We start from the raw sequence: 15,882 nt of genomic DNA on the forward strand, positions 1-15,882 counted from the left end.
TTACATATTATAAAAAGCAGTGTCCTCCGAAGAGAACACTGTTTATTTAAATAGTTTGATTAATTTTTAATCAGTTTTCCTTGCAACGATGTGTCGCCCGTTTGTACAATAACAATATAAGTACTCTGCAACCAGCTAGAAACATCTACATCTACCTCACCGGAGGATGTTTTCAGTTCCTTACGGAATTTGATATTGCCCATGGCATCAAAAACTGTAATCTGTTTTGCCAGCATTTTTTCATTGCCAGTATTATACGAGATTTTCACTTTTTCCTTTGCAGGATTTGGCATCATTTTCAGAGATGAAGCTGAAGTAATACCTACTACTCTATCTGTTTTTACTGGTGCCGGTTTACCTATAACTCCAACCTGAGCAATAAATTTGCAGTCTCCCTGACCCATAAACAAAATATCATCATTTCCTCCTGGGAAATTAGCATTTGGATAGAAAGCCAATGGATTAGAATTCATATCATAAGTACCTCCTGACGGAATCGTAATCATAGATGGGAAGTAAGTACCATATCCATTAAGGCTGGAAACTGTAAGCGTTACTGCCTGGCTTCCTCCATTGAAGATGCTTCCGTGAACATTATAATGATCACCATCCCACTTGAATGATACAATTTCAGAACTCAATCTACAATCTGTTTCTATTCCACATTCTTTACCTGGGAAATAGTTCATTGGACCTGACTTAAATATACATCCAAAATGTCCTATCTGTAGGTTGTAAGTTCCTGATGCATCAAAGTATAATGGATGGATAACATCATTAATTCCACTTTGAATAGGATTTCCAAACAGTTGCCATTGATGAGAATCAAAAACACCTTTTGGACCTAAGATATAACGATCTTTACTTCTGCACTCATCATAGCAACCCGTAGGGAATACCCACATTAAGCTTTCAATACTTAATGGTACGGTTACCTGATTAGATATCTTACAACCACTTGGTGCTGTATAGATTACTTCATATACACCGCCTTCATTTACAAAAATAGTTTGTCCGGTCATTCCATTACTCCAGTTATAATCTCCTGCAGCTGGTCCTGATGCGGTTAACCTAATTTTGTATGGTTGGCAGCTTTCTTTAAAATAAGACACAGTAGGCTGTGCCGGCGGGTTGCTAACAGTAACAGTAAATGTTTTCGATGCAACACAACCTCCAACTCCAGGATAACGAACTTCTAAGGTATAATTATAAGTACCTGCTGCCAATCCTGGTGTAGTATAGCTGATTGGATATGGCGCTGATGTCCAAGGTACTACTACAGAAGAACCGTTACTCCATTGATATTGCAATGTATTATCAGTTACAATACCATTTAATGTTACAGAACTTCCTGCACAGATATTGGATTTTCCTGATATGCTAACAAATGGAGCACCTTTCAGGGTTACTATTGCCGGATTACGGCTCATACTAAAATCTTTACAACCTTGTGCTGATACAAGTACCGGCCAATAGCTTCCTGATTGTGTAGGAGTGAAAGATATTGAGTTAGGCGCTCCAGGTACCTGTACAGAACCATTCATCCAGATATAGCTAGATGGGAAACCTAATGTTGGATTATATACAATAGGCTGAGCATTTCCTTCACAAGCGGTGAGGCTTGATGGAGAAAGGCTACCACCAAAATCAGCACTTAATACGCTAATATTTTTGTCTCCAGAACTGTAATGACATCCCTGAGGGGTTGTAATTTCTAATCTGATGGTTTTTGGACCAGCTGAATTAAATGTAATATAAGAGTATTGTCCCGGAGCTACATAAGAAGTTCCGTCAAAATGCCAGGTATATGTATTAGCGGGGTCATAATTTGTCGGAGAGAAAGTCCCCACTTCCCCTGCACAAAGCCAAGCCGGAACCATGAAGTTTGTACTAGGAACTGGCTTCAATGTAATAGTCTTCGTTACAGTACATGGTGGTATTGCTAATGACGGTGCAGACATCGTCATAGTAAATGTATATGTACCCGGCGCTAGATTATTGTAAGTAGCTGTTTGTCCGTTCTGAACTGGTAGTCCTGCTCCACTAAATGAGTACACAATAGCACCTGGATCGATATCAAATATCGTAGAACTATTGTACAAAGTAACATTGTACCCATTTCCATTACAAACCTGACTAATATTAAACTTAGGCTCATAATGTTTCTTTATTTCTCTATTGAAGCTATACCAACATGAACCGTATCTAAGACGAACAGTCACAACATGCACTCCTGCAAGATTAGTATTAAATTCAGCTGTATTCAATCCTTGTGCACTCACCAAAGTAAGTACGCTGTCAGATCCCCACTGAATTTCATCTGGAGGAATGGTAGCATTTAGATTATTAACCTTAATGGTATTACAAGCTGTCCATTGTGGAGTAAATGATACCTTAGGAGGTGCTGTACAACCAGTACCTGTTCCACAAGACTGGATTACATTTACATTTTGTGAATAAACAACACAACCGTTGATATCTTTAGCTCTTACTCTGTAGGTCCCGAATATTGGTCCCCCTGAAATAGTGAAAGCTTCAGTATTAGCACCCGGTATATCTACACCGTCATGTTGCCACTGCCACTCAACAATATTGGTAAGTCCTGTAGAGCTGTTGGCTGTAAGTAAATAAGCAAACATACCAGGATCACAAACGATAATATTATACACTGGTGAAATCGTAATGATCGTTTCAGGAAGTATAGTAAAGTTAGCGGTTGCTGTAGGCTTGTAGCTACATCCGTTAGTCCCGCCATATGAAACTGTAACTAACTGAGAAACATCTACTCCCGTATTATTTTGGATATATCCGTTATTTGGGAACGTGTATGTTCCGGATAAGTCAAAATTAGCTGGATGAGTTGATCCATTACTAAAAGTGAAAGTCACATCTGTTGCTGAAGTAATCGTTCCCTGATTAACAGTGAAAGTAAGGTCTGAACCTAAGCAAACCTTTCCAACATTCGTAAAGTTAATGACAGGAAGAGTAAGCTTAGTTACAAGCATTTTAATCTCTCTTGTTTGCCCACACTTGATAATCTTCAGCTTTAAATAAGTAGAATTCGTTGAACCTGCAATTTCATTTAGATTTACAGTAACAGCAGAAGTTCCTTGCCCCGATGCAAAACTTCCAAAATTAGCACTCTCAAAGCTCCATTCCATAAAATCAGGAACAATACCATTCAGATTTGCAATGAATGTTTGTGTACTACTTGGACAGAAAGGTCCCGAATTTGATTTAATGCTGATAGACTTAAGGTCTATTGCCTTAATTTTCGTTCTTATTCCTGCAGAAAGACAACCTGCAACTCCTAATGTTCTGTTTTGTACAGACACATCATATGGTGTAGTACCAGGAGTAAATATAACCGTTACTGAAGCTCCGGCATTACTCCCCTGAATTGTACCGTTTGTAACACTCCATACAGGTACCATTCCTGGATCAACTGTATTAAGTGTATACACATAAGGTCTTCCAGGACACACTGTTCTCTCTCCAACAATGGATCCAGAAGGTGCATTTGGAGTTTCTATTACTTTAACAAAAAGTGGTTTACTTTCGCAACCTCCTCCTTGCTTAGTTGCAGTAATTACATAAGACCCAGCTACTGGGAAATCATATGTAAAAGGTGCTGCTCCTATCGGCTGCGTTACAGGTACTGATACCCCGCCTAAAGTTACAGCCCAAACAACAGGCACGTTAGGTGTTGCTGTAAATGTCTGGGTTCCTCCTTTACAAATTTCACTTTCTCCCCCGCTTATTACTACCGGCTCCTCAACAACAATCGTTTTTATAGCCTCGCCACCACATAATAATAAAGTATTAAAATATTTAGCGGTAAGTGTATAAACACCAGGCTGCGATCCTGTGAAAAGAATTTCATTTCTCTGTTGATTGAATGTCAACTGACCACCTCCAGGTCCTGTTACATTCCAGTCAATCTTAGTCGTTGGCCATTGAGGAAGTGAATATTTGTACTGAGTGTTAGCACATACTACAGCCTCTCCCAAAATTTCTGCTTTCCTTAAAATTACTGGAATTTTAATGGTAGTCCATTCCGGACAAGCACAAGCAGATCTGTACATTACATATCCAAAACCATCCTTAGGATCTACATGATCCCATATTACTTCAATTTCATTACCATTGTGGCCTACAATTGCTCCTCCAATGACTTCCCACTCTCCTTTCTCACATCCGTCCTGCACACTATATTTTTCAACACTGCCTTCGCATACCACAGAGGCACAGTTAATTTGTACAGGGGGAGCTTCAAGGATCTCAATATCTTTTTTAAAAGTATGAGAACATCCACATTTGTTCGTTACCGTTAACCTGATATGCTTTGGTCCCGCAGTAGTATATGTAAATGAGGGTTCAAAAGCCGTTGAAGTCGTATTATTGTCATCCCCAAATTCCCAAAAATAATTGACAATATCAGCCCCACCATTCTGTTGAGAAAGATTATCAAAATGAATTTCGGTATTTTTACATGCTGTTTTTTCCAGATTCATCAGTTTGAACTCCGCAATTGGAGTATTGATCTTTTCAATACAGATGTTCTGGGTTTCAGTATTTCCGTTGGTAAACGTTATTACTGCTTGTATTGCACCGCCTCCTGAGCTTCCCCAAGCGACGTCTGCTTCAGTGTTTCCAGTACCGGGAACAACTGTTAAAGTTCCTCCAGGGGCACTCCAAAGTATACTGGAAATACTTCCGCCAACTACTTTGTACCTTACCGTACTGCCCGCACAGACACGGACACACTCGCCAGGTTTAATCATTGCGGAGCCAATGATATTACTATCTTCTCCTTTATCTCCCCGGAATTCCTGGCATCCGACTTGGGAGTTCCAAGTAATGTGGGTTAATGTTTGAGCTTGTAGTCCCCACGGCACTAAAAGCCAGCACAGTAGTAGCCATCTAAAAATGTGATGCCTACCCAAATAAGTGGTGTTTTTCATGGTTATTAAAAATGTATTAATTTTCGTTTGGAAATTAATAAAAAAAATAACACAAAAATCATTTAATAGTGAAAAAGATACAGCTTTTACGTGCTAAACATCAATAATATACCCATATTCCTACTTATATGTTATTTCACGCACTTTATAGTTATTGATAAAGATCAATTTATTTTTCATTCCCGAATGAAATCAATGTATTTTTTTTGTTTTTAAGTGTGTTTTAAAGAAAAAAATTAACCAAATAAACACATCAAACTTCAAAATAAAACAATTAAAAGAAAAATGTTATAAAATTTTCATTAAAAAAACAAACAATATGCTTTCATTATGAAATGGACATATTGAAACTACAATTAATCAGGAATGGGAAGAAAAGAGAATTGAAAAAGTAAAACCATTTCCAGTATCTATAGATAAATCCAGAATTATTTACTTTATATAGTAAAAAGAACTTATTTTGCGAAAAAAAGCACAGGAACAATGCCCAAATATCTTAAGGAAGTCATAATAACTTTAGTAGTAGTGTTTTCGCGATTGCCTTTTATTTTCAATAGCCTGGGTTCTGACTTAGATGCCTGGAGGGAAGTTTATACCGGAAAAGTATGGCACGAAGAACACATTTACAATGTTTCACGATTTCCCGGATATCCTTTTTCAGAATTTATCTATTCATTAATATATGATTGCCCTTATTGGTGCATCAATTTACTGTCGGTTTTGTTCACCGTTGGCTGCTGCCTCTTTTTTTTCAGAATCCTGGAATTCTTTAAAATAAAGCTTTCCTTTCTCATATCTCTTGTACTCTCCTTTACACCAATTATCTATATTAATAGTACAGTGGCAATGGAATACAATTGGTCATTGTTTTTTTTACTCGCCTCTGTTTACTCTATCCTGAATAAAAAACTCTGGGCAGCCTCTATATTTTTCGGATTGATTGTAAGTACAAGATTTAACAACATCATTTTCCTACCTGCTTTTCTTTTTCTTACCTATTGTTATATTGGAAAAGATATTAAAAAGATTCTTCAATTTTCTATACTTTCCATACTCTTTACATTCATTTTCTTTTTACCTGTTATTCTGAAATATGGAACTCATTTTTTGCAAAGTTCCGGAGCTTCAGAAGTTTCCTATCCTACTTTAGTGAGTTTAGGAACACTACATGTATATGGAACTTTGGGAATACTAGCAATATTCTTAGCTTTAGTCATACAGCTTTTCAAAGGCAGTTTTCAAAAGGTAAAAAACCTGTACAGAGATCACTTTATGCTGTTCTGCATTATAATGATACTATCCAATTTAATTTTCTTTCTAAAATATCCACTGGAAGCAGGGTACTTAATACCCTCAGTCCCTTTTTTACTTATTCTTTTACAAAATGTATTAGAGCCAAAATTGATGAAAATTGTATTATATGGATTCCTTATTTCTCCCTTTTTCATTCATATCAATACAAATAAAGTTAACCTTAAAGGAATTGTATTTGTGAATGAGGGTTATGAAGATCAGGAATTAGAATATTGCCAGAATTTGATTAAAAAAATAGAAACACTTTCCAATAACACACCAGGAATCTTTCATGTAGGAAATTTCTCTGAACAGATTTTACTGATGGGTAACTTTAGCAAGAACAACACAATAAATATCGTTAAAAACCTTACTCAAAAAGATAAAGAAGACATCGTAAGTAAAAAACGCCCCCTTTATTACATCAATACCGTAGACGGCAAAATAGAAAATGACAAAAACCATATGCTTAAGCAACACGGAATATTGTTCTATAAGGATTTTGAATTAGTGAAATAAACTGCAGGTGAAGAAGAATAGCCCACAAAAAAATGAAATATCTTATCTTTGTTTTTCGAGGATTATCATTAAACTTTTATTCGAAAATATTCTACATGAAAAAAAATAGCTTTTTATTTTCTGCAAAAGGAATTCTTATTGCAGGGTTTTTATCTCTAAACACCGTAATGTATGCTCAGAAAACAGCAGATATTTCAACAATTTCAGAAAAAACCTTAAGCAGTATTCTGGAAAAAAACAGAACATACTATGCACAAGGCAAAGTTGCCGACTATATTCCTGAGTTGGGAAAGATGGACGCTAAAGCCATTGCTTTTTCCGTGGTAGATAAAAACGGTAAAGTCTTTAATTCTGGTGATGTTCAAAAGAAATTCACCATGCAGAGCATCTCCAAAATCATTGCATTAATGGTTGCCGTAAATGAAAAAGGTGAAACCAATGTTTTTGATAAAATGGGTTATTTTGGCTCCGACAGACCTTTTAATCATTTTTCAAATCTTGAAACAACAGGAAAACCACTTAATCCAATGATGAATGCGGGAGCTATCCTTACCACTTCCCTGATCTCCGGAGACGGAGAAAAACCTTTCCTTAAGATTTTAGACATGGTTCGATATATTACCAAAAACTCAACCATTGATTACAGCAAGTCTGTTTATGAGTCCGAAAAATCCACAGGACACCGCAATCGCGGAATGTTCTACCTGATGAAAAACAATGGACTCATCTCTGGAAATGAAGATCAACTGGATAATTATTTTAAACAATGCTCCATTGAACTAACAGCAGAGGATCTGGCTAAAATTGGTTATTTCTTTGCCAATCAATGCGTACGTTTTGATGGAGACTCCACCTATAAAAATGCAGAAATTGCCAAACTAATAGAATCACAAATGCTGACGGCAGGGATGTACGAATTCAGTGGAGAATATTCAAGAACAGTCGGTCTGCCAAGCAAGTCTGGAGTTGGCGGGGGAATTACAGTAAGCGTTCCGGGAAAAATGGGTATTGGTGTATTCAGTCCGGCCTTAGATCAACATGGAAATTCATTGGCGGGATATCACATGATTTTAGATCTTGTAAAACAATATAATCTTAGTATTTTTTAATTTTATCCAGAACTTCTCTTGGATATAGATTAAAGTAAATTCAATACATGAAAATTAACTCATTTGGATAAATCTTTACCCTCATAGAAACTCCATAGTACGATTAATTTTTACCATTTTTTATAAATCAAAGCAGCTTTTCGCTGCTTTTTTTATGTTTATATTTCATATTTCCGTAATAATTTCGACACCCTTTCATAAAGTTACCTCCTTTTTAATTCACTCATCCGCGAAGATAAGTCTCCAACAAGAAAGTGAAATAATTCCCACAATGGTTAATAATACCATATAAATCAATTTAATACAAATTTGATAATCATTTTTTCCTTTTTAAGCCTTTCATTTTTTATAGATTTTACAGGGAAATTATTGATATTATCTTTTCGTAATATAAAAAAACAAATCTCTACTTTTTGAAATATTTTATTTTTTATTCCTATATTTGCTTAACATTTCTTTAACTATAATTAGTTATAATTATAGTTACTCAGATTGTGCCGGCATATTTACAGTGAATAAGAAAATAAATCGCATACTTTAATAGCATTTGAACAATCATTATTTTTTTGTTAAAAAATCATTATTAAATTTCATTTATGATTAAAGATATAGTATAATTTTATTATTTTTATTCACCTATAATAAATAATAACTATTTATAGCTATTGTATTGATGTTTTGTAATGAAATAGTAGATTAATATTTTAACACTAAATGCAATGAAAAACTTGACAAATATTAGGCTAATGCCTTTTGAAAAGCCGGACTATCACTTTATCTCTAATAATTATAGAGACCCTCTACCCTTGTTGATAAATAATCAACAAAAAATCTTTATAATTAAAAATATAATAAAACCAATTTTATGATTTCATAAGAGAACATTCCTCTTTATTTCAAAGAGTTATGAATTTTTATGAAGTTTCTTACTAACATATCACGCCATGAAAAACTTAACCATTATTGGACTAACGCCTTTTGAAAGGCCGGATGTCAACCTTATGCCTAAGCTGCATCAGGCAGGTATCTTTCCCGTTCTAAGTTTGGGACAGGAATTGGCGCCCGCCGAGGAAGCCTTAAGTCGACTTGACCAATTAGATATACCGTCTTGTGGTATCTACATTTCTAACGAAAAACTTACATCGCTTCAAATTCCTGAGAAAGTGACCTTTGCAGTCATACCCGCAGGAATGTTGATCAACCAGAACTCGAATCTTACCGTAATTTATCAGGTAAGTAGTCTGGAAGAGGCCAAACAGGCTGAACATTCAGGAGCAAATGGAATTATCATCAAAGGAAATGAAGCAGGAGGCCAGATTGGCTATGAATCTACATTTGTGCTGTTTCAGCGAATTATCAAGGAAATTCAAAGCATTCCTGTATGGGTACAAGGAGGAATAGGACTCCACACCGCTGCAGCTGTAAAGGCTTTGGGAGCAACAGGTATCGTACTGGATAGTCAGCTTGCGTTATTTCCTGAAAGTTCTATTCCTAAGGACATCAAGGATTTATGTTCAAAACTGAATGGAACAGAAACAAAAATCATTGCTAATCATCGTGTACTCGTGAGGCCTAACTCACCTGCACTGCCTGAAAATATCAATTCTGAAGAACTTAAGCAATATTTTACAGATCTTGATATTAGTAAGAGTTATATCCCGATGGGGCAAGATATTTCGTTGGCAGTAGATTTATATGAAGAATTCAAAACGCTGAAAAAAATGACTTTTGGCTTTAAGGAAGCTATGTATGGTCACTTAAAGCAGGCAAAAGCTCTTCAGGTAATTGACCAGAATAATCCTCTGGCACAAGAACTTGGTCTTAGATATCCAATTGCACAAGGCCCAATGACTCGTGTAAGCGACGTTCCTTCATTTGCCAATGCTGTAGCAGAAGCAGGAGCCTTACCTTTTGTTGCATTATCACTACTTAAAGGTAATTCTGCAAAATCCTTAGTGATGGAAACGAAAGAGCTTGCCGGAAATAAAACATGGGGTGTAGGTATTTTAGGGTTTGCCCCTCAGGAATTAAGAGAAGAACAAACATCATACATTCTTGAAGCAAAACCACCGGTAGTTCTGATTGCAGGAGGAAGACCGGCGCAGGCCAAGGTATTTGAGAAAGCAGGAATAAAGACATTTCTGCACGTTCCATCTCCTGCCCTACTTGATATTTTCCTTAAAGAAGGAGCTAAAAGTTTTATTTTCGAAGGACGCGAATGTGGTGGCCATGTAGGCCCATTATCAAGCATGGTTCTTTGGGAAAAACAAATTGAACGTATTTTAAAAGAAGACCATCCGGAAAATATCAGTGTATTTTTCGCGGGCGGAATCCATAACGACTTTTCAACAGCTTTTGTTTCTATTATGGCCGCTCCATTGGCTGCCAGAGGCGTAAAAGTTGGAGTATTAATGGGAACTGCATATCTCTATACTCAGGAAGCTGTACAAACCGGAGCTATTCAGGAAGAATTCCAGTTACAGGCTATGCAGGCCAAAGACACCGTTTTATTAGAAACAGCACCGGGGCACGAAACCCGTTGCTTAAATACAGCTTTTGCACACCATTTTACTACTGAGAAAGCCAAGCTTTTAGCTGCCGGAGCAGATAAAAAAGAAGTTTGGGAGCAATTGGAAAAACTCAATGTAGGACGCTTAAGAATCGCTGCTAAAGGCATAGAACGTCAAGGAGATCAATTGGTTAACATCCCAAAAGATGATCAACTTGACCTTGGCATGTACATGATCGGGCAGATTGCTACGATGCATAATAAAGTTCTTTCCCTTGAAGAACTTCACCAGAATGTAAGCGTAAATAACTACGATTATATCCAAAACGCCGCATTATCAGAAGAACCAACATCAAGCGAAAAGCCATTAGACATCGCTATTGTAGGTATGGAATGTATTTTCCCCGGAGCCAAAAATCTGGAAGAATTCTGGAGAAATATTATTCTGGGAAAAGACAGTGTTACAGAAGTTCCGGATGAAAGATGGAGCAAGGATCTTTATTACAATCCTGATTCAGACGGGCCAGATGTTTCGCATTCCAAATGGGGTGGATTCATTCCAAAAATTGATTTTGATCCATTAGCATTCGGAATTCCGCCACAATCCCTTGCAGCCATTGAACCTACACAATTATTAACATTATTGGTTGCAAAACGCGCTATGGAAGATGCTGGATATGGTGAAAAGCATATCAACAGAGACAACATTTCTGTAATTATTGGCGCTGAAGGAGGCAATGACCTTGCTAACAGCTATAGTTTCAGAGGATATTATAAACAAGTATTTGGCGAGCTTCATGAAGAAGTAAAAGAAGCTTTTCCACACACCACAGAGGATTCTTTCCCGGGTATTTTGGCCAATGTAATCGCAGGTAGGATTACGAATCGTCTTGATCTTGGTGGAAGAAACTTCACTGTAGATGCAGCTTGTGCTTCTTCTTTGGCAGCTATTGATTTAGCTTGTCAGGAACTTGTACTGGGCAAATCAGATATGGTTCTTGCCGGAGGAGCAGATTTACATAACGGGATCAATGATTACCTTATGTTTTCAAGTACCCATGCGCTTTCCAGAAAAGGAAGATGCGCAACATTTGATAGTGATGCAGACGGGATCGCCCTTGGAGAAGGAATTGCCATCCTTGTTTTAAAAAGATATGAAGACGCCATCAATGATGGAGACCGTATTTACTCTGTAATCAAAGGTGTGGGTGGATCCAGTGATGGTAAAGCCCTAGGATTAACTGCACCTAGAAAAATTGGTCAGGTAAGAGCATTGGAACGCGCTTATACTCAAGCCGGAATCAGTGCTGCATCTGTAGGATTGGTAGAAGCTCATGGTACAGGAACTGTAGTTGGAGATAAAACAGAGTTAAGTGCTTTAACAAATCTATTCAGCCGTTCAGGTGCTTTACCGGGACAGACTCATTTAGGTTCTGTGAAGACACAGATTGGACATACTAAATGTGCTGCAGGATTAGCAGGTTTAATCAAAGCTTCTCTGGCAGTTTACCATGGTATAAAACCACCAACCCTTCACCTTCAAAAACCTAATGCTTACTATAACGCACAAACAAGTCCTTTCTCTTTCCATGCAGAAACTGGATTATGGACTGAAAAGAACCGTTATGCAGGAATCAGTGCTTTTGGATTTGGAGGAACAAACTTCCATACGGTCATTGCCAATCATCCGAAACAAGATGATTCTATTGCAATGCAGTCATGGCCTTCAGAATTATTTGTATTCCGTGGGGATACTTATGAAGAAGCCAAAGGGCAATCAAGCCAAATCAAAGCTTTATTAGAAATCAATGATGGGATTCCATTAAAAGATATTGCTTACAGTTTAAGTATAAGCTCAGAGAAATCAATTCAGTTCAGTATTGTTGCAGATACTGCTGAAGATCTGATGATGAAACTTGAATTAGTACTGCTGGGAATAGAAACAAAAGATACGTTCACCGTTAATAAAAAAGAGGGAAAAGTGGCGTTCACATTCCCTGGACAAGGGAGTCAGAGAATCAATATGGCCCGTGACTTATTCGTCGTTTTCCCAGCCATGCGTAAGCTTATTGATGACTATCCTGAACTTGAAAAAGTGGTTTTCCCATCAAAAACTTTTAATGAAGCTGATTTAAAACAACAAAAGGAAACCATTAAAGATACCCGTTTAGCACAACCACTTTTAGGAATTGTTGATCTTGCATTAGCCAAATTCTTAGAAACACTAGGAATCATTCCGGACATGCTGGCTGGCCATAGTTATGGTGAATTACCGGCTTTATGTTTTGCAGGTGTATTTAGAGAAGATCAATTGGTAGATTTAAGTATCCAGAGAGCACAGTCTATTTTAGATTCAGTAGAAGGCGGAGATCCGGGTTCAATGTTGGCAGCAAGTGCTAGCCACGAACGTTTACAACCTATTATTGCTCAGGTAGAAGGATGTTATCCGGTTAACTTCAATGCTCCAACTCAATGTGTTATTGCAGGAAGTACGGAGGCTATTAATAAGCTCTTGGAAGTTCTTAAACAAGAGGGCATTTCTGCTAAGAAGCTGGAAGTAGCGTGTGCATTCCACAGCCCGCTATTGGCAAAATCTAAAAGTTTATATGCTGATGTATTAAAAGATATTCCTTTCCAGGAGATGCAAATCCCTGTTTGGTCTAATACTACAGCAGAGGTATATCCGTCTAGCCCATCAGAAATCAAAGAAAGACTGACTGACCATTTGGTACAGCCTGTAAGATTTGTAGAGCAGATGCAAGCAATGTATAATGATGGAGCAAGAATCTTCATTGAGGTAGGTCCTGGAAAAGTTCTTACCGGACTGGCAAAATCATGTATTGAAAAAGATCAGTTGACCTTATATGTAGAAGATAACAGCCGTAATAAATTTACCCACTTGCTTTGCATGTTGGCTCAATATTTAGGAACAGGACGCACTTTCAACATTGAAAAACTTTTCGATGGACGTAGTGTTCAGATTATTGATATCAATCAGCCTGAACTTTACAAGAAAAGTCCTGCCATCTGGCGTGTTAACGGACAAGCTGCACATCCGACAACAGGTACACTGCCTGCTAATGGTGCACTACCCATTTTAACTCCTATTTCCATGAACAATTTTACTAATAATACCCAGCCCCCTGCACCGGAAAGCTTATCCACAGCGGAACGTATGCTGCAGGAATATTTGAACAGCATGAAATTAATGATACAGGCACAACGTGATGTGATGCTTTCCTTTATGGGACAGAATCCTCAGATAAACCCAATGCCTGTTTATAACACTCCAATGCCTGCTTCTACCCCTGAACGTACTATTCCTGTACAACCTGTTTATCAAGAAAGAACAGTGGCAGTTGCTGCTTCTGCGGTTGCTGTAAAACCGGCTCCTACAAGAGATATTAAATCATTATTATTACAGGTAGTAAGCGATAAAACAGGATATCCACAGGAAATGCTGGGCATGGAAATGGATCTTGAAGCCGACCTGAGTATCGACTCTATCAAAAGAGTAGAAATTATAGGAACTCTTCGTAATGAATTGGGAACATTATCAAACGGTAATGCCAATGAAGATACCGTTATGGAACAATTGGCAGGAATCAAAACCCTAAGTGGATTGGTTTCATGGCTTACTGAATTCTCAGGAGCAGACACTACAACTACCCCTGAAAAAAATATCACAACAGCCGAAACTAAAGCTTCAAAACCACAATCTTCATCAGCTCTATCACTAGAAGATCTTCAAAATGCTATTCTGAATATCGTAAGTGAAAAAACAGGATATCCAAAAGAAATGTTAGGGTTAGACTTAGATTTAGAAGCAGACCTTAGTATCGATTCTATCAAGCGTATGGAAATCATTGCAGATCTTAAAAACAAGATCGGTTTTGGGGAGAACCTTGATCAGGCCGATGATGTCATGGAAAAACTGGCAGCCATTAAAACACTTCGTGGGTTAGCAAGCTGGATCAGCGAAATGAGTGGTGAAAACAATGAAGCCAAAGATGAAGTAAAGGAAATCAACACTCCTGAACCTACAAACAATGTATTATCACGTCTTCGTTTTGACATTACTCCTACAGACGCTTCTTTAGTGCAAAATACGGAAGTTCTACAGGGAAAACACTTTGCAATCACTCAGGATGACAGTAAGCAAACCTCAGCCATCAAAAACGAACTGGAAAAGCATGGAGCAATTGTAGAATTAGTAGACACGGAAAAAGATCTTTCAAATTTTGACGGATTGATTATGTTAGACCTATTCTCATCAACTGATAAACCAAGTATTATCGATCATGTTGATTTGATTAAAAAACTGGATTTTGATAAAGTAAAGTGGGTTTATCTGATCTCTGACATCACCGCTAATCTTCAGGAAATAACGGATGCGAAATCATTGCGTCATCATCAGGGTTATCCGGGACTTTTCAAAAGCTTAGCAAGAGAATTTGACCAAACGACTTGCAGATTAATCAGTCTGAGTACACCTCAGGAAATGGATCAAATCGCTGAAATTACGCTAAAGGAGATCCTAACCAACGATAAACCTGCTGAAGTAATTTATAAAAATGAAAAAAGACACAGAGTAGACATTATCCCGTCACCGTTGTCAACAAGCTTAAACGAAGCCCATATTCAGTTAGATCAGAAATCCGTGGTCTTGGTACTTGGAGGCGCACAGGGAATCACTGCAGAATTGGCAAAACATATGTCTCAGGCTTACCCATGTACTTATATTCTGGTAGGAAGATCTGCAGATCCAAGAAACGAAGCATCTGCTTTGAAAGAATTCGAAGGAATGAAAACCAAAGAGGAAATTAGAGCATTTCTCATCAAATCCGGAAGATTCACTTCACCTGCTGAAATAGAAAAAGAAACAACAAAAGTATTCAAAAACAATCAAATCCTACGTACTATTCGTGATATGGAAGCGCTTGGAAACACAATCGTCTACCAATCATTGGATCTTTGTGATGAACAAGGTTTGAGTCAACTGATAAGCAGTATATATGAAAAATATAACCGTTTGGATGGAGTTATTCATGGAGCAGGTCTTTTAGAAGATAAATTGTTCAAACAAAAGACAACTTCTTCTTTCGGACGTGTATTTGATACCAAAGTGAAGCCGCTACGTGTACTGGCAGAGCAACTTCGTACAGACTGTCAGTTTGTAGTGCTGTTCTCAAGTATAGCATCTGTATACGGCAACAAAGGTCAGACAGATTATGCTGCTGCCAATAGTGTATTGGATGATTATGCCAATGCTTTAAACAAAAAATTAAAAGGAAAAGTGATTTCCATCAACTGGGGACCCTGGAAAGGAGCCGGAATGGTTTCATCAACCCTTGAAACAGAATACGAACGTAGAGGTATCTCCCTGATTCCATTGGATGAAGGAAAGGAAATCTTCCTTAATGAGATCAAATACGGAACTGAAAGCCAGGTGCTGATCATGTCAGGAAACAATTGGTAAACCTCTGTA

General features: G+C 37.5%; 4 protein-coding genes. 3 read left to right on the forward strand and 1 reads right to left on the reverse strand.

Features of this window, described 5'->3' with window-relative positions:
* Positions 1-59: 59 nt before the first annotated feature.
* Positions 60-4,964, reverse strand: a complete 4,905-nt coding sequence (locus tag C1638_RS04215) for a PKD domain-containing protein (RefSeq protein ID WP_109618477.1) — start codon at positions 4,962-4,964, stop codon at positions 60-62.
* Between the two features lie 483 nt (positions 4,965-5,447).
* On the opposite strand from C1638_RS04215, the gene C1638_RS04220 reads away from it, so the two are divergent.
* The 3 genes from C1638_RS04220 (at position 5,448) to C1638_RS04230 (ending at position 15,873) form a co-directional block, all read left to right on the forward strand.
* A complete protein-coding gene (locus C1638_RS04220; RefSeq protein ID WP_109618479.1) occupies positions 5,448-6,776 on the forward strand; it encodes a putative hexosyltransferase in 1,329 nt (442 codons plus the stop codon).
* A 95-nt stretch (positions 6,777-6,871) separates the two neighbouring features.
* Positions 6,872-7,885: a glutaminase A gene (glsA, locus tag C1638_RS04225; protein ID WP_109618480.1), complete on the forward strand. Its 1,014-nt coding sequence runs from the start codon at positions 6,872-6,874 to the stop codon at positions 7,883-7,885.
* 944 nt (positions 7,886-8,829) lie between these two features.
* Positions 8,830-15,873 (forward strand): type I polyketide synthase, encoded by a 7,044-nt coding sequence (locus C1638_RS04230; protein WP_109618482.1) that lies wholly within the window; start codon positions 8,830-8,832, stop codon positions 15,871-15,873.
* Positions 15,874-15,882 lie beyond the last annotated feature (9 nt).

The sequence above is a fragment of the Chryseobacterium oncorhynchi genome (assembly GCF_002899895.1).
Taxonomy (GTDB): Bacteria; Bacteroidota; Bacteroidia; order Flavobacteriales; family Weeksellaceae; genus Chryseobacterium; species Chryseobacterium oncorhynchi.